The 23397-nt window shown below is 43.2% G+C and carries 35 protein-coding genes; 3 read left to right on the top strand and 32 right to left on the bottom strand.

All coding sequences use genetic code 11. The features are described from left to right. Positions 1-112 precede the first annotated feature (112 nt). The 3 genes from gshAB (at position 113) to dusB (ending at position 4285) form a co-directional block, all read left to right on the top strand. The gene (gene gshAB / locus AC4CS8_RS00695; RefSeq protein WP_493893106.1) at positions 113-2344 is read left to right on the top strand and encodes a bifunctional glutamate--cysteine ligase GshA/glutathione synthetase GshB; all 2232 of its coding nucleotides are present in this window, start codon (positions 113-115) and stop codon (positions 2342-2344) included. Positions 2345-2421: 77 nt separating this feature from the next. Beyond that, positions 2422-3288 carry an Hsp33 family molecular chaperone HslO gene (gene hslO, locus AC4CS8_RS00690; protein ID WP_493893105.1) on the top strand — a complete coding sequence of 289 codons (867 nt, stop codon included), beginning with the start codon at positions 2422-2424 and terminating at the stop codon, positions 3286-3288. Then, a complete protein-coding gene (gene dusB, locus AC4CS8_RS00685; RefSeq protein ID WP_493893104.1) occupies positions 3281-4285 on the top strand; it encodes a tRNA dihydrouridine synthase DusB in 1005 nt (334 codons plus the stop codon). The genes hslO and dusB overlap by 8 nt, the downstream gene beginning before the upstream one ends. Before the next feature lie 888 nt (positions 4286-5173). Here dusB and rplQ read toward each other — a convergent pair. The 32 genes from rplQ to prmA all read right to left on the bottom strand — a co-directional run bounded on the left by rplQ (position 5174) and on the right by prmA (position 23015). Next, positions 5174-5560, bottom strand: a complete 387-nt coding sequence (gene rplQ, locus AC4CS8_RS00680; RefSeq protein WP_354363636.1) for a 50S ribosomal protein L17 — start codon at positions 5558-5560, stop codon at positions 5174-5176. Between the two features lie 14 nt (positions 5561-5574). After that, a complete protein-coding gene (locus AC4CS8_RS00675) occupies positions 5575-6513 on the bottom strand; it encodes a DNA-directed RNA polymerase subunit alpha (protein WP_493893103.1) in 939 nt (312 codons plus the stop codon). Between the two features lie 44 nt (positions 6514-6557). Beyond that, the gene (gene rpsK / locus AC4CS8_RS00670; RefSeq protein ID WP_057491590.1) at positions 6558-6941 is read right to left on the bottom strand and encodes a 30S ribosomal protein S11; all 384 of its coding nucleotides are present in this window, start codon (positions 6939-6941) and stop codon (positions 6558-6560) included. A 17-nt stretch (positions 6942-6958) separates the two neighbouring features. Beyond that, complete coding sequence (gene rpsM / locus AC4CS8_RS00665; protein WP_049617497.1) at positions 6959-7324, bottom strand: 30S ribosomal protein S13; 366 nt, start codon at positions 7322-7324, stop codon at positions 6959-6961. 19 nt (positions 7325-7343) lie between these two features. Beyond that, positions 7344-7460, bottom strand: coding sequence for a 50S ribosomal protein L36 (gene rpmJ / locus AC4CS8_RS00660; RefSeq protein ID WP_001808836.1), 117 nt, complete (start codon positions 7458-7460; stop codon positions 7344-7346). Positions 7461-7484: 24 nt separating this feature from the next. Beyond that, complete coding sequence (gene infA / locus AC4CS8_RS00655; RefSeq protein WP_002936627.1) at positions 7485-7703, bottom strand: translation initiation factor IF-1; 219 nt, start codon at positions 7701-7703, stop codon at positions 7485-7487. 120 nt (positions 7704-7823) lie between these two features. Continuing rightward, complete coding sequence (locus AC4CS8_RS00650) at positions 7824-8465, bottom strand: adenylate kinase (RefSeq protein WP_493893102.1); 642 nt, start codon at positions 8463-8465, stop codon at positions 7824-7826. Between the two features lie 117 nt (positions 8466-8582). Then, entirely contained in the window at positions 8583-9893 is a 1311-nt protein-coding gene (gene secY, locus AC4CS8_RS00645) for a preprotein translocase subunit SecY (protein ID WP_493893101.1), read from the bottom strand. Positions 9894-9906: 13 nt separating this feature from the next. Next, complete coding sequence (gene rplO / locus AC4CS8_RS00640; RefSeq protein ID WP_002936637.1) at positions 9907-10347, bottom strand: 50S ribosomal protein L15; 441 nt, start codon at positions 10345-10347, stop codon at positions 9907-9909. Between the two features lie 132 nt (positions 10348-10479). Further along, the gene (gene rpmD / locus AC4CS8_RS00635; RefSeq protein ID WP_044765554.1) at positions 10480-10662 is read right to left on the bottom strand and encodes a 50S ribosomal protein L30; all 183 of its coding nucleotides are present in this window, start codon (positions 10660-10662) and stop codon (positions 10480-10482) included. A gap of 14 nt (positions 10663-10676) precedes the next feature. Then, positions 10677-11171: a 30S ribosomal protein S5 gene (gene rpsE / locus AC4CS8_RS00630; RefSeq protein WP_024391473.1), complete on the bottom strand. Its 495-nt coding sequence runs from the start codon at positions 11169-11171 to the stop codon at positions 10677-10679. A gap of 18 nt (positions 11172-11189) precedes the next feature. After that, a complete protein-coding gene (rplR, locus tag AC4CS8_RS00625; protein WP_002936641.1) occupies positions 11190-11546 on the bottom strand; it encodes a 50S ribosomal protein L18 in 357 nt (118 codons plus the stop codon). A gap of 89 nt (positions 11547-11635) precedes the next feature. Further along, entirely contained in the window at positions 11636-12172 is a 537-nt protein-coding gene (gene rplF / locus AC4CS8_RS00620; RefSeq protein WP_105138624.1) for a 50S ribosomal protein L6, read from the bottom strand. Between the two features lie 379 nt (positions 12173-12551). Then, positions 12552-12950, bottom strand: coding sequence for a 30S ribosomal protein S8 (gene rpsH / locus AC4CS8_RS00615; RefSeq protein WP_002936647.1), 399 nt, complete (start codon positions 12948-12950; stop codon positions 12552-12554). A gap of 309 nt (positions 12951-13259) precedes the next feature. Then, positions 13260-13445 (bottom strand): type Z 30S ribosomal protein S14, encoded by a 186-nt coding sequence (locus AC4CS8_RS00610; RefSeq protein ID WP_002936651.1) that lies wholly within the window; start codon positions 13443-13445, stop codon positions 13260-13262. A gap of 14 nt (positions 13446-13459) precedes the next feature. Next, positions 13460-14002 (bottom strand): 50S ribosomal protein L5, encoded by a 543-nt coding sequence (rplE, locus tag AC4CS8_RS00605; protein ID WP_002936653.1) that lies wholly within the window; start codon positions 14000-14002, stop codon positions 13460-13462. 23 nt (positions 14003-14025) lie between these two features. Beyond that, entirely contained in the window at positions 14026-14331 is a 306-nt protein-coding gene (gene rplX, locus AC4CS8_RS00600) for a 50S ribosomal protein L24 (protein ID WP_002936656.1), read from the bottom strand. A 181-nt stretch (positions 14332-14512) separates the two neighbouring features. Continuing rightward, entirely contained in the window at positions 14513-14881 is a 369-nt protein-coding gene (gene rplN, locus AC4CS8_RS00595) for a 50S ribosomal protein L14 (protein WP_004195497.1), read from the bottom strand. Between the two features lie 24 nt (positions 14882-14905). Next, positions 14906-15166 (bottom strand): 30S ribosomal protein S17, encoded by a 261-nt coding sequence (gene rpsQ, locus AC4CS8_RS00590; protein WP_000440801.1) that lies wholly within the window; start codon positions 15164-15166, stop codon positions 14906-14908. Positions 15167-15189: 23 nt separating this feature from the next. Further along, the gene (rpmC, locus tag AC4CS8_RS00585; RefSeq protein WP_024377707.1) at positions 15190-15396 is read right to left on the bottom strand and encodes a 50S ribosomal protein L29; all 207 of its coding nucleotides are present in this window, start codon (positions 15394-15396) and stop codon (positions 15190-15192) included. Between the two features lie 9 nt (positions 15397-15405). Then, positions 15406-15819, bottom strand: coding sequence for a 50S ribosomal protein L16 (gene rplP / locus AC4CS8_RS00580; RefSeq protein ID WP_024398423.1), 414 nt, complete (start codon positions 15817-15819; stop codon positions 15406-15408). 3 nt (positions 15820-15822) lie between these two features. Then, positions 15823-16476: a 30S ribosomal protein S3 gene (gene rpsC / locus AC4CS8_RS00575; protein WP_002936661.1), complete on the bottom strand. Its 654-nt coding sequence runs from the start codon at positions 16474-16476 to the stop codon at positions 15823-15825. Positions 16477-16488: 12 nt separating this feature from the next. Next, positions 16489-16833 (bottom strand): 50S ribosomal protein L22, encoded by a 345-nt coding sequence (rplV, locus tag AC4CS8_RS00570; RefSeq protein ID WP_002936662.1) that lies wholly within the window; start codon positions 16831-16833, stop codon positions 16489-16491. A 17-nt stretch (positions 16834-16850) separates the two neighbouring features. Beyond that, a complete protein-coding gene (gene rpsS / locus AC4CS8_RS00565; protein WP_000533766.1) occupies positions 16851-17132 on the bottom strand; it encodes a 30S ribosomal protein S19 in 282 nt (93 codons plus the stop codon). 250 nt (positions 17133-17382) lie between these two features. Then, positions 17383-18216, bottom strand: a complete 834-nt coding sequence (gene rplB / locus AC4CS8_RS00560) for a 50S ribosomal protein L2 (RefSeq protein ID WP_002936663.1) — start codon at positions 18214-18216, stop codon at positions 17383-17385. 17 nt (positions 18217-18233) lie between these two features. After that, the gene (locus AC4CS8_RS00555) at positions 18234-18533 is read right to left on the bottom strand and encodes a 50S ribosomal protein L23 (RefSeq protein WP_004195491.1); all 300 of its coding nucleotides are present in this window, start codon (positions 18531-18533) and stop codon (positions 18234-18236) included. Continuing rightward, entirely contained in the window at positions 18533-19156 is a 624-nt protein-coding gene (gene rplD / locus AC4CS8_RS00550; RefSeq protein ID WP_004195490.1) for a 50S ribosomal protein L4, read from the bottom strand. The genes AC4CS8_RS00555 and rplD overlap by 1 nt, the downstream gene beginning before the upstream one ends. Positions 19157-19180: 24 nt before the next feature. After that, complete coding sequence (gene rplC / locus AC4CS8_RS00545; RefSeq protein ID WP_004195488.1) at positions 19181-19807, bottom strand: 50S ribosomal protein L3; 627 nt, start codon at positions 19805-19807, stop codon at positions 19181-19183. Positions 19808-19918: 111 nt separating this feature from the next. Further along, positions 19919-20227: a 30S ribosomal protein S10 gene (gene rpsJ / locus AC4CS8_RS00540; protein ID WP_002939332.1), complete on the bottom strand. Its 309-nt coding sequence runs from the start codon at positions 20225-20227 to the stop codon at positions 19919-19921. 366 nt (positions 20228-20593) lie between these two features. Then, on the bottom strand, positions 20594-21310 hold the full coding sequence (locus AC4CS8_RS00535; RefSeq protein WP_493893100.1) for a DUF554 domain-containing protein: 717 nt from the start codon (positions 21308-21310) through the stop codon (positions 20594-20596). 3 nt (positions 21311-21313) lie between these two features. After that, on the bottom strand, positions 21314-22060 hold the full coding sequence (locus AC4CS8_RS00530) for a 16S rRNA (uracil(1498)-N(3))-methyltransferase (protein ID WP_493893099.1): 747 nt from the start codon (positions 22058-22060) through the stop codon (positions 21314-21316). A 1-nt stretch (position 22061) separates the two neighbouring features. Then, positions 22062-23015 (bottom strand): 50S ribosomal protein L11 methyltransferase, encoded by a 954-nt coding sequence (gene prmA / locus AC4CS8_RS00525; RefSeq protein WP_493893852.1) that lies wholly within the window; start codon positions 23013-23015, stop codon positions 22062-22064. Positions 23016-23397 lie beyond the last annotated feature (382 nt).

Below are 23397 nucleotides of genomic sequence, written 5' to 3'. Positions count from 1 at the left end.
GAAATTATGAACAATCGAATCTTTTAATTCCCATCTCCGTAGCAGAAATTTGTATTTCATCTCCAAACTAGATAAAATTAAATCAGATTTATTTGAATGTGAAGGAATCCGCATGTTACAGAAATTATCACCAAATAGTCCCATTCTCCAAGCCACCTTTGGTTTGGAACGGGAATCCCTACGAATCAACTCGGACAATCGTGTCGCCCAAACTCCCCATCCCAAGACACTCGGTTCACGCAGTTTTCACCCCTATATCCAAACGGACTACAGCGAGCCACAGTTGGAGCTGATTACACCAGTGGCTCATTCGACCAAGGAAGCCCGCCGTTTCCTCGGAGCTATTACGGATGTCGCTGTTCGCTCTATGAACAAAAGCGAATATCTCTGGCCCCTGTCCATGCCACCTGTGATTTCGGAAGATGAAATTCAGATTGCCCAGCTGGAGAGCGACTACGAGTACCAATACCGTATCGGCTTGGCGAAACGCTACGGCAAGCTACTCCAGTCCATGTCAGGCATTCACTACAATTTTGAGCTAGGTAAAGACCTGACCCAGCAACTCTTTGCAGTCAGTGGGCATGACGACCTTATCAGCTTTAAAAATACCCTCTATCTCAAGCTTGCTCAGAATTTCTTACGCTACCGTTGGCTTTTGACCTACCTCTACGGAGCTAGCAGTCTGGCTGAGGAGGGATTTTTGGCAGATGAGATTGGTTGCGTCCGGTCCATCCGCAACTCCAACCACGGCTATGTCAATGCCCCCGATGTCCACATCTCCTTCTCTTCTTTGGAGCAATATGTGACCGACATCGAGCAGGCCGTGGCTAGCGGTCAGTTGTCTGCTGAAAAGGAATTTTATTCAGCTGTCCGCCTCCGTGGTGCCAAGACCAGCCGAGATTTCTTAACCAAGGGCATCACCTATCTGGAGTTCCGCAACTTCGACCTCAACCCCTTCGAGCCACTGGCTATCAGCCAAGAAACGCTAGACACCACTCACCTCTTTGCCCTGGCACTGCTCTGGCTTGATGATATGGACCAGGTCGATGAAGAGTTGGCTCAGGCGGCAGACCTCAACAACCGCATCGCCCTCAGTCACCCCCACACTCCCCTACCAGCAGAGGCGAACGCCAGCCCTATCCTGACTGCCATGACAGAAATCGTCGCCCACTTTGGATTAGATGACTACTACAGCCAGCTCATCACTCAAGTGAAGGCTACTCTTCAAGACCCACGCTTGACTCTCTCTGGAAAAATAGCAGAGCAGGTTGAAGACGGATCTTTGGAAAGATTTGGCCAGCAGCAAGGACAAATCTTCCATGACTATGCTTGGACAGCCCCTTACGCCCTTAAGGGCTATGAAAACATGGAACTCTCCACCCAGATGATTCTCTTTGACGCCATTCAGCTAGGCTTGAATGTAGAGATTTTGGATGAGGAAGACCAGTTTCTCAAACTTTGGCATGGTGACCATGTCGAGTACATCAAAAATGGTAATATGACCTCCAAGGACAACTACGTCATTCCACTCGCCATGGCCAACAAGGTCGTGACCAAGAAGATTCTAGACCAGGCTGGTTTTCCAGTGCCTGCGGGAGCGGAATTTGCTAACAAGAAAGATGCCCTGCGGTACTACGGACAGGTAGCTAGCTCTGCTATTGTTGTCAAACCAAAATCCACTAACTTCGGCCTCGGCATCTCTATCTTCCAAGAACCAGCCAGCCTTGCGGACTATGAAAAAGCCCTGAACATCGCCTTTTCGGAAGACAGCCATGTGCTCGTGGAGGAATTCGTGGTGGGGACCGAGTACCGCTTCTTCGTCCTGGACGGCAAGTGCGAGGCTGTCCTGCTCCGCGTCGCAGCCAATGTCGTAGGGGACGGACAGTCAACCATCCGAGAATTAGTCGACAAAAAAAATCAAGATCCCCTGCGTGGGCGTGACCACCGTTCGCCGCTGGAAATCATCAACCTGGGGGACATCGAACTACTTATGTTGGAGCAACAGGGTTACACGCCTGATACAGTTTTGCCAGAGGGCATCCAAGCCTTTCTGCGTGGCAATTCCAATATCTCAACCGGTGGCGACTCCATTGACATGACCGACCAAATGGACGAGTCCTACAAGCAACTGGCTGCTGATATGGCGACTGCTATGGGAGCTTGGGCTTGCGGTGTGGACTTGATTATCCCCGACCGCACCAAGCCAGCCAGCAAGGACGACCCCAACTGCACCTGCATCGAACTCAACTTCAACCCTGCCATGTACCTGCACACTTACACCTACGCAGGACCTGGGCAAAGCATTACACCGAAAATCTTGCGGAAGCTGTTTCCTGAACTTTAAACTGGCTAGCCCTAGTCAGTTTTTTCTTATAGTCATCTCCTTTCCCCATTTTCCTCACTTGTGCTATAATAATCCTTATGGATAAAATTATTAAAACACTATCAAACAGTGGGCATTTTCGTGCCTATGTTTTGGACAGTACAGAGACTGTTCGAACAGCTCAAGAAAAACACGACACCATGGCTTCATCAACCGTGGCTCTAGGACGGACCCTTATTGCCAATCAGATTTTAGCAGCCAACGAAAAAGGTGACACCAAAATCACCCTCAAAATCTTAGCCAGCGGGGCCGTTGGGGCTATCATCTCCGTTGCCAATACCAAAGGTCAGGTCAAGGGCTACATCCAAAACCCAGACTTGGACTACAAACGAACATCAACAGGTGAAGTTATCGTTGGACCACTTGTTGGCAATGGGCAATTCCTCGTCATCACAGACTACGGTACAGGCCATCCTTACAATTCCATGACGCCCCTGATTTCAGGTGAAATCGGCGAAGACTTTGCCTATTTCCTAACCGACAGCCAACAGACACTATCTGCGGTGGGGCTCAATGTTTTATTGGACGAAGAAGACAAGGTCAAGGTAGCCGGTGGATTCTTGTTGCAAGTTTTACCAGGTGCGACCGAGGCTGAGATTGCCCGTTTCGAGAAACGTATCCAAGAAATGCCTGCCATTTCGAGCTTGCTGGCTTCTGAAAACCATATAGAAGCTCTGCTATCCGCCATTTATGGCGACGACGACTTCAAACGCCTGTCAGAAGAGGAAATCGGCTTTGTCTGCGACTGCTCTAAAGACCGTTTCCTCGATGCTCTGGCTAGTCTGCCAAAAACCGACCTGCAAGAGATGAAAGACGAGGACAAGGGCGTGGACATCACCTGTCAATTCTGCCAGACCCATTACCACTTTGACGAAAACGATTTGGAGGAACTCATCAATGGCTAATCTCAACACCCCTTTCATGATTGGTGATGTGGAAATCCCCAATCGCTGCGTGCTGGCCCCAATGGCTGGCGTGACCAACTCGGCCTTCCGCACCATTGCCAAAGAAATGGGCGCTGGTCTGGTCGTTATGGAAATGATTTCTGAAAAAGGCCTTCTCTACAACAACGAGAAGACCCTCCACATGCTCCATATCGACGACAACGAATACCCCATGTCTATCCAGCTTTTCGGCGGTGATGCCGAAGGACTGAAACGGGCTGCCGACTTCATCCAAACCAACACCAAGGCTAATATCGTAGATATTAACATGGGCTGCCCTGTCAACAAGGTCGTAAAAAACGAAGCTGGTGCCAAGTGGCTCAAGGACCCCGACAAGATTTACCACATCATCAAGGAAGTGACTTCTGTTCTCGATATTCCTTTGACAGTTAAAATGCGGACAGGTTGGAACAATACCGACCTAGCGGTCGAAAATGCCCTGGCCGCAGAAAGTGCCGGTGTGGCTGCCCTAGCCATGCACGGACGAACCCGTGAACAGATGTACACAGGCACAGTTGACCTCGAAACCTTAACCAAGGTGGCTGCCAGCCTGACCAAGATTCCCTTCATCGCAAACGGCGACATCCGCAATGTAGAAGATGCCCGTCAGCGTATCGAGGAAGTCGGCGCCGATGCCGTCATGGTCGGACGAACTGCTATGGGAAATCCCTACATCTTCAACCAAATCAACCACTACCTTGAAACAGGTGAAATATTACCCGACCTCTCCTTTGAAGATAAACTTGATGTCGCTTTTGACCACCTGACCCGATTGACCAATCTCAAGGGCGAGTCAGTTGCCGTCCGCGAATTCCGTGGTCTTGCTCCCCACTATCTCCGTGGATCAGCAGGTGCTGCCAAGATTCGTGGCGCCGTTGCCAAGGCAGAAACCATTAAGCAGGTCCAAGAACTCTTTGATCAGGCCAGAGAAGCCTATCAAGAACGGATTGCCAAATAATGTCCTTCAAAAATTAAAACTAACCGTTGTCAAGAGCCTTGATGAGTGAAAAGAGGCTGGACAAAGCTCAGTGCCACTTCTCAGAGTTCGTGTCAACATCTCAGCGCAGTGGTTGATTGACAAATTTGTTCGCGTAGTACACGCCAAATCTAACCATTACGACTGTTGCGAACAAAGTTCATTTCATCTCCAACCTCTAACTGTCTCCCAGATAGTTAGAGCTACGCGGGGGTGGGAGTGAAACAGTCTGGTGATAGACTGTTTCAGATCAACAACTTGAAACAAAAGATTGTTCAAAGAACAGTATATAACTTTTTTATACTGTCCATTATAAGCGATTCTTTTCATAATCCCCTCTTCTTTAGACCAGTCGAGTTCTTTCTCACTCTCTTTACAGCCTTCCACCTGAAAAGAGTAGTAGTTTGAAACTTCGCTTCCTTATTTCCAACTTCAAATAATTTCATCATTAGAGAACTCGCTTTGCCGTACTTGTACGATTATTACTTGCTATCGTAAGTACAACTTCCAACCTCCAACAGTTTGCTGGACTGTTGAAGCAACCTGCAGCTTTTTGATTCGAATGGTATTCGACTTATCTCTAACTTCTAATCGTCTCCCAGACAGTTAGAGCAAGTACTAAAAGCAAACTAAAAGACTATAAAAAAAAACGCTCATTTTCACCTGCAAGAGAGAATCGTGAGCGTTTTTTTAATTCAATGTAAAACGCCTGCTTACGAAGTCATTCTCATATAGGAGAGTGATTTCGTAAACAAGCGTTACGTCTCATCTGATGAGTGTTCCCGCTGGGACGAGCCCAGCGGTAGACCAGAGCTAGACTAAGAATTCAATCGAATTCCATCATCATAACACTCAACAAAATTGATGATCTTATACAAGTTCAATGATTGCCATTGGAGCAGCATCACCACGACGTGGTTCTGTTTTAAGAATACGAGTGTATCCACCATTACGATCTGCATAACGAGGAGCAATTTCAGAGAACAATTTTTGAAGTGCTGTAGTAGCAGTGTACTTATCAGTAGCTTCGTCATAGTTTTCAGATGCAATTTCGTTACGAACAAATGCTGCTGCCTGACGACGAGCGTGCAAATCGCCACGTTTACCAAGTGTAATCATTTTTTCAACTGTTTTACGGATTTCTTTAGCACGAGCCTCAGTTGTTACGATTGATTCATTGATCAAAAGGTCAGTTGTCAAATCGCGCAACATTGCTTTACGTTGTGAGCTAGTGCGTCCTAGTTTACGGTATGCCATTTTTTCCTCCTATATTATTTATCTTTTTTCAATCCTAGACCTAAATCAGCCAATTTAACTTTGACTTCTTCAAGACTCTTACGGCCCAGATTGCGTACTTTCATCATTTCAGGTTCTGTTTTTTCTGTTAAATCAAATACAGTATTGATTCCTGCACGTTTCAAACAGTTGTATGAACGGACAGATAAATCCAATTCTTCAATAGTACGATCTAACATTCTATCATCAGCTGCTTCTTCTGTTTCTTTCATTACTTCAGCTGATTTCGCAACTTCGGTTAAGTCTGTAAAGAGACCAAGATGTTCCATCAAAATACGTGCAGAAAGTCCCAAAGCATCTTCTGGAATAATAGTACCATTTGTTATGATTTCAAGTGTTAATTTGTCAAATCCATCGTTACTACCAACACGAGCTGGTTCAACTTGGTAATTGACTTTTTTCACCGGTGTGTAGATTGAATCTACAGCCAATGTCCCCACAGGTGCATCATCTTTTTTATTATCATCAGCTGATACATAACCGCGACCTGAGCCGACAGTTAAAATGGCTTTGAAGCTTGCACCTTCAGCAATTGTAAAGAGATAATGATCAGGGTTTACAATTTCAATATCACTATCTGTGAGAAGATCACCGGCAGTTACTTCTGCTGGCCCTACTACATCAAGTTCAATTTTCTTTTCGTCTTCGACATAAGATTTTACAGCAATGCCTTTGATGTTGAGAATAATCTGCATAACATCTTCACGGACACCTGGAACTGTGTCGAATTCGTGTAACACTCCATCAATTTTGATTGATGTAACAGCTGCACCTGGAAGTGAAGCAAGGAGTACACGACGAAGCGAGTTCCCCAGAGTTGTACCATAACCACGTTCAAGTGGCTCTACTACAAACCTGCCGTAATCTTTATTTTCATCAATTTTTGTTATAGTTGGTTTTTCAAACTCAATCATTTCTTACTCCCTCTTAAACGAAAAGCAGTGTATCGTTAAACTGATTATACACGGCGACGTTTTGGAGGACGAGCACCATTGTGTGGTACAGGAGTCACATCACGAATTGCAGTTACTTCAAGTCCAGCGGCAGCAAGAGCGCGGATAGCAGACTCACGACCTGAACCTGGGCCTTTAACGGTAACTTCAACTGTTTTAAGACCGTGTTCTTGTGCAGATTTAGCAGCAGCTTCAGCAGCCATTTGTGCAGCAAATGGTGTAGATTTACGAGAACCTTTAAAACCAAGAGCACCAGCTGATGACCATGCGATAGCATTACCATGCACATCAGTAATCATAACAATAGTGTTATTAAATGTAGCGTGAATATGTGCGATACCAGATTCGATATTCTTTTTCACACGACGCTTACGTGTTGGTTTAGCCAATTTTTCTACCTCCTATTTTATTTTTTCTTACCAGCGATCGCAACGGCTTTACCTTTACGAGTGCGGGCATTGTTTTTAGTATTTTGTCCACGGACAGGAAGTCCACGACGGTGACGGATACCACGGTATGAACCGATTTCCATCAAACGTTTGATGTTCAAGTTCACTTCACGACGAAGATCACCCTCAACTTTAATTGCATCTACTTCACGACGGATAGCATCTTCTTGATCTGATGTCAAATCTTTTACGCGGATATCTTCTGAAATACCTGCTGCTGCAAGAATTTTCTTAGAAGTTGTAAGTCCGATACCATATACGTAAGTCAATGAAATTACTACACGTTTGTCATTTGGAATGTCAACTCCAGCAATACGAGCCATGTTTTCTCCTTTCTATATTTTAACCTTGACGTTGTTTGTGTTTAGGGTTTGCTGGGCAAATTACCATAACACGACCATTACGACGAATAACTTTGCAGTATTCGCAAATTGGTTTGACCGATGGTCTTACTTTCATGTTTACTCCCTCCAAGTATTTCGATTATTTAAAGCGGTATGTGATACGGCCACGTGTTAAGTCGTAAGGACTAAGCTCAACAGTTACACGGTCACCGACCAAAATACGGATGTAGTTTTTACGGATTTTACCAGAAACAGTTGCAAGGACTTGGTGTCCGTTTTCCAACTCAACAGTAAACATAGCATTCGGCATTGTATCAACTACTTTGCCTTCAATTTCAATCACATCTTCTTTTGCCATGCAAAAGTATCCCCTCTCTAAATTCGATTTGATGACCTCTGAACACAGAGGTAACAATTATAAGTCAGACTAGGCTATTTTATCACATTTGACGTCTAAACGCAAGCTAAATCCTTTGATTTATTGCAATTTTGATAAAATAGTATCAATCTCTGAAAAGACAACTTCGATATCTTGGTCACCTTCAATATCATGGACCAAACCTTGTGCACGATAGTGCTCAATAATCGGCTGCCCCTGCGCGATATTCACTTCCAAACGACGTTGAACAGACTCAGGTTTGTCATCTTCACGTTGATAAAAATCTTCTTCTTTATAGCCTGGTGCTGGTGGATTAAAGATTTTGTGGAAGGTTTCACCTGTTTCCTTATGGATAATACGTCCGCTTAATCGTTCTACCAATTTCGATGGATCGATTTCAATATTGATAACACCATCTAGTTTTATTCCCAAATCAGCCAAGTTGGCATCTAAAGCATGAGCTTGCTCAATTGTACGAGGATACCCATCTAATAAGAAACCTTTTTCCTTGATATCATCTTGAATCAAGCGTTCTTTAACAATGCCATTAGTGACTTCATCAGGAACAAGATCGCCTTTATCGATATACGACTTAGCAAGAACCCCCATTTCTGTCTGATTAGCCATTGCTGCGCGGAACATGTCCCCTGTTGAAATATGAGCAACATTAAATTTTTCAACAATCTTTGCGGCCTGTGTCCCCTTACCGGCACCTGGTAAACCCATAATTAAAAGATTCATGATAAACTCCTTATTTTGTTTTCATATAAATTTATCAAAATTGACAAACTTATACAAAAACAAAATAGTGAGGTAGAGAATACTCTACCTACTATTAATAAAAATCAGTAAAGCAAACTATTCGCTTACTTCCATAAAACCTACATATTTTCTCTTCAATAGGTAACCTTCTAGTTGTTTAATACCTTCAATACTTGTCATAATAATGATAATCAAACTAGTACCGAGAAAGGCGATATTAGAAGATAAACCAAAAAGATTTTGCGCTAAAATCGGCAACAAGGCAACAAAACCAAGGAAAAGTGACCCAACAGTTGCTAAACGTGTTAATAATTTGGAGATAAATTTCTCCGTACCATTTCCTGGGCGTACCCCGTGAATATAAGCTCCGCTCTTTTGAAGATTTTCCGCTGCTTTCTCAGGATTAACCTGAACAAAACTATAAAAGAATGTGAAAAGGATGATAAGAACGGCGTAAACAATCATTCCACGAACAGTAGTATAATCGAAGTATTTCTGCACTTCCAACAACCATGAAACGCTACGATTTTGACTAGCTAAAAACTGAATAATAGAAGTCGGAATGGCTGTTATCGATCCTGCAAAAATAACCGGAATAACGCCTGCGGGGTTAAGTTTCAAAGGTAGGTAGGAGCTAGACGGTGCTCCTTGAGCACGTTTTGTATATTGAATTGGAATCTGATACTCTGCTTGCTGAATAAAAGTCGTAAAATAAATAATGACTAAAACTAAAATAACAAACAAAGCTGTAAATATAGCGGACTCTACTAATCGACTAGAATCTATGTTAACAAATCGATCAACGTAGATATCGTAAATCGTTCCTGGTAATGACGAAATGATACCAGCAAAAATAATCATAGATGTCCCGTTGCCATATCCCTTATCCGTAATTTGTTCACCCAACCAACTCACAATCATAGAGCCAGTTGTCAACACAGTACCAATGATGAGATAGGTTTTCCATGTCAAGGTAGTAGTCGTCAACTGCATCCCTGTTAAAGCATGAAAGCTAGCAGTAATACCAATAGACTGTACAAAGGCTAGTCCTAAAGAAATGTAGCGCGTCGCTTGGTTCAACTTACGACGACCTACTTCTCCCTGCTTACCCCATTCAACAAACTTCGGCAATAAATCCATTTGCAAAAGCTGAACAATAATCGAAGCTGTAATATAGGGGCTAACACCTAGAGCAAAGACCGAGAAATTCCGCATCGCATTACCAGATACTAAACTCATCATGTTTAAAAACGGCACATCTGATAGAGCTTGTAAACTTTTAGCATTAATTCCCGGGACAGTAATATGTGTGCCTACGCGGAAGACCAAAAGGATAAATAATGTAAAAAGGATTTTTTTACGAACACTCTTTTCCTTTAAAGCATCGATTAGAAGTTTAAAAAACATAGGCTGTCACCTCTTAGATGACTTCTACTGAACCACCTTTAGAAGTGATTGCTTCCTCAGCTGATTTAGAGAATTTAGCAGCTTTCACTGTCAATTTTTTCGTCAATTCACCGTTCCCGAGAATTTTGATTCCTGATTTCTCAGCTTTAACGATACCAGCTTCGATCAATACAACTGGTGTTACTTCTGCACCATCCTCAAAAGCGTTCAATTGATCCAAGTTCACAATTGCATACTCTTTTGCGTTGATGTTTGTAAATCCGCGTTTTGGAAGACGACGGAACAATGGAGTTTGTCCACCTTCAAAACCTGGACGCACGCCACCACCGCTACGAGCTTTTTGACCTTTTTGACCACGGCCAGAAGTCTTACCGTTACCTGATGATGTACCACGACCAACACGGTTGCGGACTTTACGAGAACCTGTAGCAGGTTGTAATTCATGAAGTTTCATTATTTTTTCTCCTCTTATGTATGCTAGCGCCTGTGAAGTGCAAGAGTCTTCCTCCACAAACTCGCTGTATGTAAAATTGACTAGAAGTCGCAAAGATTTCTCTGCGACTTAGTCTGTTTGTATAATTCGAAGTTATTTTACTTCTTCTACAGTTACCAAGTGAGAGATAGCATTCACCATTCCAAGAATAGCTGGACTATCTTCCTTAACAACTGAAGAGTTCAATTTGCCAAGTCCAAGGGCAACAACTGTTTTCCGTTGTTCTGGTTTGCGACCGATTGGAGACTTAGTCAAAGTAATTTTAATTTGAGCCATGAGTATCTCCTTTCTTATGCTAAATCAGAAACTGAAATGCCACGAAGTGCAGCCACTTCTTCAGCACGTTTCAATTGTTTCAAACCTTCAACTGTTGCACGAACAATGTTGATTGGTGTGTTTGAGCCAAGTGACTTAGAAGTCACATCAGCAATACCTGCTAATTCGATTACGGCACGAGTTGCACCACCGGCAGCAACCCCAGAACCTTCTGCAGCTGGTTTCAACAATACACGAGCTCCACCAAATTCTGAGCGAACTTCGTGAGGAATTGTTGTACCAACCATTGGTACCTCAATCATATTTTTCTTAGCAGATTCAACTGCTTTACGGATAGCTTCTGGTACTTCTTGAGCTTTACCAGTACCGAAACCTACGCGACCGTTACGGTCACCAACAACCACAAGAGCTGCGAAACGAAGACGACGTCCACCTTTAACAACTTTTGTAACACGGTTGATGGCTACTACGCGTTCTTCAATTTCAACTGCGTTATCTTTGAATGCCATTTCTTAGTGTCCTCCCTATTAGAATTTCAATCCGTTTTCACGAGCTGATTCAGCCAAAGCTTTCACACGTCCGTGATAGAGATATCCACCGCGGTCAAAGACCACTTCAGAAATACCTTTAGCTACCGCGCGTTCAGCAACGAGTTTACCTACAACAACAGCTTGTTCTGTCTTAGTACCTTTTGAAACTTCTTTATCAAGAGTAGAAGCGCTTGCGAGCGTTACACCCGCTACGTCATCAATCACTTGAGCGTAGATGCCTGTATTAGAACGGAAAATGTTCAAACGTGGGCGAGCAGCAGTTCCAGAGATTTTACCGCGAACGCGACGGTGGCGTTTTTGGCGGATTTTGTTTTTATCTGGTTTTGAAATCACAATATTCACCTCTTAATGTATGATTCTGTTTTCTTACGAAACATTTTGAGAAATAGTCAGCCAGGTGGCATAGCCACCCCAGCAAGCTATTATTTACCTGTTTTACCTTCTTTACGGCGAACAAATTCACCAACGTAACGAATACCTTTACCTTTGTATGGCTCAGGAGCGCGAAGGCTACGGATGTAAGCTGCTGTTTGACCAACAACTTCTTTGTTGATACCAGACACGACGATTTGTGTTGGTGTTGGAACTTCAAATGTGATACCTTCTGGTGCAACCACTTCATCTGGATGTGATTTACCAACAGCAAGTGTCAACTTGTTACCAGCCAATTGAGCACGGTAACCGACACCACGCATTTCAAGTTCTTTTTTGAAGCCTTCAGAAACACCAACAACCATGTTGTTGAGGTTAGCACGGCTAGTACCGTGAATAGTCTTCATTTCTTTTGAATCGTTTGGACGGTGAAGAGTAACTTCTGTACCTTCCACACGGATTTCAATAGCAGTTGGGAATTCACGAGTCAATTCCCCTTTAGGTCCTTTTACAGTTACCACGCCATTGTTTTGAGCAATTTCAACACCAGCAGGCAATGTAATGATTTTATTACCAATACGTGACATATTTTAAATTCTCCTGTTAAATTATCAAGCCGTCAAGCGACTAGTTTTCACGGGGTGAACAAGATACAAAGCCGTTAAGCAACTCGAAGAAAAATAGGGAACTCGACTGCAGATGCCTTGCATCTATGGAGAGTTTCTCTTTTTTCAAAGAGTTGTAGGCGTGTTCAATTAGTGAATCTTGCTCTAGTTGGTTCCATGATACAAAATAATCAGTCAATCTGATTTGAACACGCACGAAGAACTGGTCCCTCCGCGTTTGTATCATGCTTTTAGGTTTCAATTTCTAAATGTGGCAAGGCAGAGCGACGCAGACCATACTTGAGTATGTCAAGACGAGACGCTCTAACACAGGCACATGACGGAATTGGAAGCTAAAAGATTACCAAACGTATGCGATAACCTCGCCACCAACGTTCTTTTGACGAGCTTGTTTGTCAGTCAAAAGACCTTCTGATGTTGAGATGATTGCGATACCGAGTCCGTTAAGGACTTTAGGAATATCTTCACGTTTTGAGTAAACACGAAGACCTGGTTTTGAAACGCGTTTCAAGTTAGTGATAACTTTTTCACCGTTTGGTCCGTATTTCAAGAATACACGGATGATGCCTTGTTTGTCATCTTCGATGAATTCAACGTTTTTCACAAAACCTTCGTTTTTAAGGATTGTAGCAATACCTTTTTTGATGTTTGATGCAGGTACTTCAAGCACTTCGTGTTTTGCTTGGTTAGCGTTACGAATACGTGTCAAAAAATCTGCAATTGGGTCAGTCATAACCATTTGTTGTTTCTCCTCTTACTAGCAGTTTGATTAGGTCACTTGCTAGTTAATTCATGATACAAAGGGCGCTAAAAGCCAACGTGAAAATAGAAAACTTGACGTAGAAACTCTGGTTTCAAGAAAAGTTAGTCTTTTTCACACAGGCTTTCGCCCGTGTTCAAATCGGCAAGCAAACTTTGTATCGAGTTTGTTTATAAAATTGAGTTCGAGCTACAACCTTTGCAAAGAAGATAGACTTTTCCTAGAAGTAAACTTCTGCGTCAAATCTCCTATCTTTGCGTTGGTTGCTGAACGCTCTCACATCTTATCTTACCAAGAAGCTTTTGTTACGCCAGGAATTTGTCCAAGGTAAGCCAAGTCGCGGAAGCATACACGGCACAATTTGAATTTGCGGTAAACTGAGTGTGGACGTCCACATTTTTCACAGCGTGTGTAAGCTTGTGTAGAGAACTTAGCTGGGCGTTTGTTCTTAGCGATCATTGATTTTTTAGCCATTTATTCTCTCCCTCTTATTTTGCAAACGGCATACCAAGGCCAGTAAGCAATGCACGTGATTCTTCGTCAGTGTTAGCAGTTGTAACGATAACGATATCCATACCGCGAGTTTTATCAACATCGTCGAAGTTGATTTCTGGGAAGATCAATTGCTCTTTCACACCAAGTGTATAGTTACCACGTCCGTCGAATGACTTAGTTGGTACACCGTGGAAGTCACGTACACGTGGAAGTGAAACTGTAACCAATTTGTCCAAGAATTCATACATGCGTTCGCCACGAAGAGTTACTTTCGCACCGATTGCAACACCCTCACGAAGACGGAAGCCGGCGATTGATTTCTTAGCTTTAGTGATAAGTGGTTTTTGACCTGAAATCAAAGCCAATTCTTGAGCAGCTTTTTCAAGGTTTTTAGCGTTAGAAACAGCGTCACCAACACCCATGTTCAAAACGATCTTATCAACTTTTGGCACAGCCATAACTGAAGAATAGTTAAATTGTTCAGTCAAAGCAGGAACTACTTCATTAAGATATTTTTCTTTTAAACGATTTGCCATTATACTTCTCCTTTCCTTCGTGATTAATCAAGCACTTCGCCTGATTTTTTGTTGTAGCGAACTTTTTTGCCGTCTACAAATTTGTAACCAACGCGACCTGCAACACCATTTTTATCAAGAACTTGAACGTTTGACACATGGATTGGAGCTTCTTTTTCAACGATAGCGCCTTGAGGGTTTTCGCTGTTTGGTTTTTGGTGTTTCTTAACGATGTTAACACCTTCAACAATAACTTTGTTTACTTTTGGAAGTGCTGTTACGACAACTGCTTCAACGCCTTTGTCTTTACCAGCGATTACGCGAACTTTATCGCCTTTTTTTACAAACATTTGATTTCTCCTGTTATTTCTTACGCCCTAATGGGCACCCTGACCACTAGAAGGCCAGGGGACTTAGTTTGTTTTCTAGTTTACTAAATTCGTCACAGACTTCGTTAGTTTGTTTTGATGTACCCAAGTACTATCTACAACAAACTGCCTAGTCTGTAACAAATTTCCTAAAACTATCTGATTAAAGTACTTCTGGTGCCAATGAAACGATTTTCATGAAACCGCCGTCACGCAATTCGCGTGCCACTGGGCCAAAGATACGAGTTCCGCGAGGAGTTTTGTCTTCACGGATGATAACTGCAGCATTCTCATCGAATTTGATGTAAGAACCATCAGCACGACGAGCACCTGTCTTAGTACGAACGATAACGGCTTTTACAACGTCACCTTTTTTAACCGCACCACCAGGAGTAGCTTGTTTTACTGAAGCAACGATGATGTCGCCGATGTTCGCGAATTTACGTCCTGAACCACCAAGAACTTTGATTGTCAAGATTTCGCGTGCGCCACTGTTGTCAGCAACTTTCAAACGAGTTTCTGTTTGAATCATGTCAATTTTCTCCTTTCAGGTTGATTAAATGATAACTGCCTCTTCCACAACTTCTACAAGACGGAAGCGTTTTGTAGCTGAAAGCGGGCGAGTTTCCATGATACGAACGATATCGCCTTCTTTAGCAACATTGTTTTCATCATGAGCTTTGTACTTTTTAGAGTAGTTAATACGTTTACCATAGACTGGGTGGTTACGTTTTGTTTCAACTACAACTGTGATTGTTTTGTCCATTTTGTCAGATACTACGCGTCCAACAAGAACTTTACGATTATTGCGTTCCATTGAAATTCTCCTTTCCCAATCTATTATTTAGCTTCAGATTGCACAGTTTTGATACGTGCAATTTGTTTTTTAACTTCGTTCAAACGAGCAGTTTGCTCAAGTTGACCAGCAGCAGCTTGGAAACGAAGTTCGAAGAGTTCTTTCTTCAATTCGTTTTCTTTCTTAGCAAGTTCTTCTTGAGAAAGGCCACGAAGTTCTTTTACAAAATCTTTAATTTCTTGAAGTTTCATGTCTTCTCCTTATTCTGCTTCACGTTTTACGAATTTAACTTTAACTGGCAATTTGTGACCAGCAAGGCGGAATGCTTCGCGAGCGATTTCTTCAGAAACGCCTGCCACTTCAAACATAACCTTACCGCGTTTAACTGGAGCTACCCAACCTTCAGGAGCACCTTTACCAGAACCCATACGTACACCGATAGCTTTAGCAGTGTATGATTTGTGTGGGAAGATCTTGATCCAAACTTTACCACCACGTTTCATATAACGAGTCATAGCGATACGGGCAGCTTCGATTTGGCGGTTTGTAATCCATGAGCTAGTAGTAGCTTGAAGACCAAATTCACCGAAGTCTACTTGTTTTCCACCTTTTGCTTCACCGCGCATTTTTCCACGGAATTCACGACGGTGTTTTACACGTTTAGGTACTAACATTTGTTATTTACCTCCTTTAGTGTTTTTACGAGCTGGAAGAACTTCACCACGGTAGATCCATACTTTAACACCAAGTTTACCGTAAGTTGTCAAAGCTTCTTCCCAAGCATAGTCGATATCCGCACGAAGTGTATGAAGAGGAACAGTTCCTTCAGAGTAGCCTTCTGCACGGGCAATATCAGCACCGTTCAAACGACCAGAAACTTGTGTTTTGATACCTTTTGCACCAGCGCGCATTGCACGTTGGATAGCTTGTTTTTGAGCACGGCGGAATGCCACACGTTGCTCCAATTGACGAGCGATTGACTCACCAACAAGGTGTGCATCCAAATCAGGCTGTTTGATTTCGATGATGTTGATGTGTACTTGCTTACCAGTCAATTTGTTCAATTGAGCACGAAGTGCGTCAACGTTGCTACCAGCTTTACCGATAACCATACCTGGTTTAGCAGTGTGGATAGAAACGATAACTTTGTTTACAGCACGTTCGATTTCGATTGTTGATGTTGACGCATCAGCCAATTCTTTTTTGATAAAGTTGCGGATTGCAAGATCTTCATGAAGGTAATCCGCGTATTCTTTTTCAGCATACCATTTAGCATCCCAATCACGGATGATGCCAACACGCATACCAATTGGATGTACTTTTTGACCCACGTTTTTACCTCCTTATTTCTCTGCCACAACTACAGTGATGTGAGCTGTGCGTTTGTTGATTGGTGAAGCTGAACCTTTCGCACGTGGACGGAAACGTTTCAATGTTGGTCCTTCGTTTGCGAATGCTTCGCTGACTACCAAGTTAGCTTTTTCCAAACCAAAGTTGTTTTCAGCGTTAGCGATTGCTGAGTTCAAAACTCCCTCGATAATGCCTGCAGCTTTGTTTGGTGTGAATTTCAAGATTGCGATTGCGTCTGCTACGCTTTTGCCACGGATGTTATCCAAGACAAGACGTGATTTACGAGGTGAAACACGTACTGTGCGAGCAGTTGCTTTAGCTGAAGTAATTTCTGCCATTGTGTTTTCCTCCTAAATTATTTACGACGAGTTTTCTTGTCGTCAGCAGCATGACCTTTGTAAGTACGAGTTGGTGCAAATTCACCAAGTTTGTGACCTACCATGTCTTCTTGAATGTATACAGGTACGTGTTTACGTCCATCGTAAACTGCGATTGTATAACCGATGAAACTTGGGAAGATCGTTGAACGACGTGACCAAGTTTTAATTACTTTTTTCTTTTCGTCATTTGCTTGAGCTTCAACTTTTTTCATCAAATGCTCATCGACGAAAGGTCCTTTTTTAAGACTACGTCCCATTTTAGTGTTTTCTCCTTTAAAATATGTACCACAGCGGCTTGGGAGCTGGACAGAACCCCAGTTACCGTGTTCGTTGTCCTGCCCCCGCACAGTTGATTAGAAGTTTCGACCTAGCTATGCTACTAGAAACTGCAATCAACCACTGCGTCAAACTGGCATTTCAATCAAACTGAGGTGCTGGAATAGTCAGTCCATAACAAACCCTACCGAGTTGGCGGATGATATAGAATGCTAGGCAACTAAGAATAAATTATTTTTGGTTGCGACGACGAACGATAAGTTTGTCAGATTTAGCTTTCTTGTTACGAGTTTTCAAACCAAGAGCTGGTTTACCCCATGGTGTAGATGGTGCTTTACGACCAACTGGTGCTTTACCTTCACCACCACCGTGTGGGTGATCGTTAGGGTTCATTACAGAACCGCGAACTGTTGGACGGATACCTTTCCAACGGCTACGACCTGCTTTACCAAGGTTAACAAGGCCATGTTGTTCGTTACCTACAGTACCAACAGTAGCACGGCAAGTACCAAGGATCATACGAACTTCACCTGATTGAAGGCGAACAAGAACGTATTTACCTTCTTGACCAAGAACCTGTGCAGATGCACCAGCAGCACGAACCAACTCACCACCGCGACCTGGTTTCAACTCGATGTTGTGAACAACAGTACCGACTGGGATGTTTGCAAGTGGAAGTGCGTTACCAACTTTGATATCTGCTTCTGGGCCTGAAACGATGCGTTGACCAACTTCAAGACCTTTAGGAGCAATGATGTAAGCTTTAACACCGTCTGTGTAGTGTACAAGAGCGATGTTTGCTGAACGGTTTGGATCGTATTCGATTGTTTTAACGATTGCTTCAACGCCATCTTTGTTACGTTTGAAGTCTACCAAACGGTAGAAACGTTTGTGACCGCCACCTTGGTGACGAACAGTGATGCGACCGTTGTTGTTACGACCAGCTTTGCTCTTCAAAGCAACAAGCAAGCTTTTTTCTGGAGTGCTTGTTGTGATTTCAGCGAAGTCCAAAGAAGTCATGTTACGACGGCCATTTGTCGTTGGTTTATAAACTTTAATACCCACGTTAATTCCTCCTTTGATTATTCAGCGTCAGCTGTAGCGAACAATTCGATCGCTTTTGAATCAGCAGCCAATGTGATGATTGCTTTTTTCACTTTGTTTGTGCGACCTACATAACGACCTACGCGTTTTGTTTTAGGTTTCACGTTGATTGTGTTAACATTTGCAACTTTAACTCCCTCGAATGCAGCTTCAACAGCTTGCTTAATCAAGAGTTTGTGTGCACGAGTGTCAACTTCAAATACATACTTGCCTGCTTCGAGTTGGCCCATTGAGCTTTCTGTGATGACAGGTTTTTTGATAACATCATACAAATTCATTATGCAAGAACCTCCTCAATTTTAGAGATAGCTGCTTGAGTTACAAGAAGTTTGTCTGCATTTGCGATGTCAAGTACGCTTGCAGTTGTTGCAGTTGCAACTTTAACTCCTGGGATGTTACGAGCAGAAAGAGCTGCGAATTCGTTGCCTTCTTCAAGAATAACAAGGACTTTAGAATCAATGCTCAATGCTGCAAGTACTTTTGCAAATTCAGCAGTTTTTGGAGCTGTGAATTCAAGTGAGTTAACAGCTACAAATTTGTTTTCAGCAACTTTTTCTGAGTAAACAGATTTAAGTGCCAAGCGACGAACTTTTTGTGGAAGTTTGTACGCGTATGAACGTGGAGTTGGTCCGAAGACTACGCCACCGCCACGCCATTGTGGTGAACGGATAGAACCTTGACGAGCACGTCCAGTTCCTTTTTGACGCCATGGTTTGCGTCCGCCACCTGAGACTGCTGAACGGTTTTTAACTGCGTGAGTACCTTGACGAAGGCTAGCACGTTGGCTGATGATCACATCAAATACAACTGCTTGGTTTGGCTCGATACCAAAGATCGCATCGTTAAGAACTACTTCACCAGCTTGTTTACCAGTTTGGTCAAATAATGTTACGTTTGCCATTTCGACTGATTTCCCCTTTCCTTATTATTTACCAGCTTTAACTGCTGACTTGATAGTGATAAGAGATTTCTTAGCACCTGGTACGTTACCTTTGATAAGGATAACGTTCTTTTCTGGAACAACTTGTACAACTTCAAGGTTTTGAATTGTTACACGGTTGCCGCCCATGCGACCTGCAAGGTTTTTACCTTTGAATACACGGCTAGGTGCAATAGGACCCATAGAACCTGGACGACGGTGGTAACGAGAACCGTGAGCCATAGGACCACGTGATTGACCGTGGCGTTTGATAACACCTTGGAAACCTTTACCTTTAGATGTACCAGTTACATCAACAACATCACCAGCTGCGAAAGTTTCAACTGTAATTTCTTGTCCAACTTCCAAGCCTTCAATGTTTTTGAATTCACGAATGAAGCGCTTAGGAGCTGTGTTAGCTTTAGCTACATGGCCTTTGGCAGGTTTGTTGCTCAAAACTTCGCGTTTGTCATCAAAACCAACTTGAACTGCTGCATAACCATCAGTTTCAACTGTTTTCACTTGAAGAACAACGTTTGGAGTTGCTTCGATGACAGTAACAGGGATAAATTCACCAGATTCAGTGAAGATTTGAGTCATTCCCACTTTTTTCCCTAAGATTCCTTTTGTCATGAGAAAAATATTCCTTTTCTTATTTTTATAGTTAAAAAGTTTTTAACGAGCGTTTTTTATGCTCAAACCAAGATACAGGCTTCAACCTGCGCTCGACTCTTTGAAATCAGATTACAATTTGATTTCTACATTTACACCACTTGGAAGATCCAATTTCATCAAGGCGTCAACTGTTTTTTGAGTTGGGTTGATGATATCGATCAAACGTTTGTGTGTACGCATTTCGAACTGCTCACGAGAATCTTTGTACTTGTGAGTTGCACGGATGATTGTGTAGAGGCTACGTTCCGTTGGAAGTGGAACTGGACCTGCTACTTGAGCACCTGTACGTGTTGCAGTTTCAACGATTTTTGCAGCTGCTGTATCAAGTGTACGGTGCTCGTACGCTTTCAAGCGGATGCGGATTTTTTTGTTTGCCATCTTTTTCTCCTTTTCGTCTATTTAAGATAATAGGCTAGCTCCACAAGAAAACCAACACGGGTCACGTGGCAATGCAACCGAGCGTGTCGCAACCTCTTGCATCAAAGCTAAAGCCGTAATTTTTACGGCACTAGAACATTCTATCAGATTCTATCCACCATTGCAAGCCTTTATGCTCACTTTTTTTGAAAACTTGTAAAATAAATTTTTCTGAATCTTTTCTGTCTGGATAGGTAATGGTAACAAAGCATCCTCTGCTGGTATATATTTATAGTAGAAAGATGTAACAATCCGGGAATTTTGGATTGAAACAACAGACTTTGTCAGCGACCAGAACACAATAAAAACCAAGACAATCCTGGCTTTTCACGCAAAATAGCTCCAAATAACTGCAATTAAGATAGCAGGCAGCATATTAGCGACACGAATCTTTTTATCCCAGATGATATTGACTCCGACACAAAAGATAAGAGCTGAGCCAATAAAGGAAAGATTGGCGAGCGCTTGATTTGTCATCAGAGGCTCAACCAAACGCGCTAGAAGCGTAACCGACCCTTGAAAAAGGAAGACTGGTACGGCTGAAAATCCCGCTCCTTTTCCCAAACTAGCTGTCATGATGAAAATGATAATGAAGTCTAGGATACTCTTAATAGCCAAGAGGGTGTAATCTCCTGTCAGACCGTCTTGAATGGATCCGATGATAGCCATAGCTCCGATACATACGGTTAAAGAAGCTGTCAAAAAGGCATCTAAAAACTGGGAATCTTGACTGTTTCCTGACTTTTCTCGCAACCAAATCCCCAATCGCTCAAACCAACCTTCAATATGGGCGACTTCTCCTAGAAAGGTTCCAAAAGCCAGACTGAGTACAAAGAGCATGGTGTTCTGGGTAACTAAGCGTCCGTTTTCTATTGTTAAAAGACCTGTCAAAGTTCCAGAAATCCCTAAAAAGAGTATGGCAACACCACTAGCCATCGTCAAGCCAGATTGATGACGGGGATTCAAGAGATGACCAAACCAAGACCCTAGCAAACCTGCTAGGACGATGGCAAATGTATTGATAAGCGTTCCTAAGGCAAACATGATTTACCTCAACAATTCCGTAGCGTAGCTAATGGCAGAAAGGGCGTAGAGTGGAGCCGTCTCTGCTCGTAAGATACGAGGACCAAGACCTGTCTTGACCGCTCCTGCTCCTTCAAATGCAGCTACTTCCTCAGGCGACACGCCACCTTCTGGACCGACAATGACAAGAACTGATTGGCCGATTTCTAAGCCTGACAAGATTTTTACTAAGTTGACTTGTTCGCCTTCTTTTGCGGCCTCTTCGTAAGCTAAGATAATCTGATCAAATCCTGCCAGCTGAGTTAGAAAATCCGCTTTTTTCTCAAACAAGCGAACAGCTGGAATGCGATTGCGTTTGCTTTGCTCAGCTGCTCCCTGGGCAATTTTTTCTAACTTTTCTGCTTTTTTGGCTATTTTTTTGCCGTCCCATTTGACCACAGACCAGTCCGCTGGAAAGGCCCAAAGGGCTGACATACCTAATTCCGTTGCCTTTTGAGCGACAAACTCTAGCTTATCTCCCTTTGGAAAGCCCATAGCAATGGTGACGGAAACAGGTAATTCAACATTGTCTGCCAACTCTTCGATGATTTCAACAGATTGGCTCTGGCTATCCACTACGCGCGCCAAGCGTTTGATACCATCGTCAAAGACCAGGACAATCTGGTCGTCTGCCTGCAAGCGCATAACAGAAAACATGTGCTTGGCAGTGTCTTTATCGCTAATCTGGAACACGCCCTGCGGTGCTCTGCCATTGACAAAATACTGCTGCATCCTAGCCTCCAATCACACCTGAGCGGTCAGTCGTCTTCTTAAAGACGCAGCAATTCCACTCGCCCTGAATCATATGGGTCTCAAGGAAGAAGCCAGCCGCCTCCGCAGATGCTCGCACCATGTCCCACTTGTCCGCAATGATACCGCTCATAATCAGGTAACCCTCGTCCTTGACCAGACGGTAGGCATCCTCGGTCAGATGGATGAGAATGTCCGCCAAGATGTTGGCAACAATGACTTCCGCCTCAATGTCAATGCCACGAAGCAAATCGCCCGCTGCGACATGAATATTGCTAGTATTGGCATTGAGGTCAATGTTTTCCTGTGCCACACGCACCGCCACTTCATCCAAGTCATAAGCGTAAATCTCCTTAGCACCCAAGAGAGAACTGGCAATAGAGAGAACGCCTGAGCCTGTACCAACATCGATAACCGTTTCGCCACCACGCAAGACCTGAGAAAGAGCATAGAGGCTCATCTTGGTCGTTGGATGAGTACCCGTACCGAAAGCCATACCTGGATCTAGGCGGATAATCTTCTCACCAGCAGTCGCCTCGTAGTCGGTCCAAGACGGTACAATGGTCAAATCATGGGTAATGCGGGCTGGCTCATAGTATTTCTTCCAGTTGTCCGCCCAGTCTTCCTCTGCCAATTCTTGACTTTCTAGGCTGACCTGACCCGTCTCTAAACCAAAGCCTGTCAAATCCGACAAGCGAGTCGCCAAATCTGCCTTAACTTCCTCAATATCCACAGTATCAGGATAATAGGCCGTAATCGCAATCATATCTGACTGCTCCACCTCGGGATAGAGTTCGCCGAAACGGTCCTCCTGCCCCACATAGTCAGCTGAGTCGCTAATAGCCACCCCCTGACTGCCCGTTTCAATCATGAGATTTGAAACTGCCTCTTCTGCATCACGATGCACGTGAATCGTTAATTCTTGCCATGAGTTCATGTTTTTTTCCTTAAATTCTAAAAATTCGATAGCTCGTTTATATTTTTCATAACGTTCTAAATCCTTTGGGGTTACTTTTTCAAGTCTACTTAAATCTGAATTGTGTTTTAAATCAGCCAACTTTACAACTCTTGCTAAGGGATTTGAACGGACACCTTCTAGATACTCTGTATAATCTTGCCCTTTTTTCTTGGTCAAGCGGTCAATTGCTACTAGAATATATTTTTCACAGCCTATGTGATACAAATCTTTCAAATCATAGTCCGTATCCTCTACAATATCGTGCAGATAGGCAAGCTTTTTTTCATCTTCAGTTTGAACACTTGAAGCAACAGCCTCTAGGTGTTCAAAATACGGTCTACCAGCCTTATCTACCTGGACA

The sequence above is a fragment of the Streptococcus sp. NSSLK0004 genome (assembly GCF_059039125.1).
Note: the sequence above shows the minus strand (reverse complement) of the source record. Positions and strands in the feature narration are given on the sequence as shown.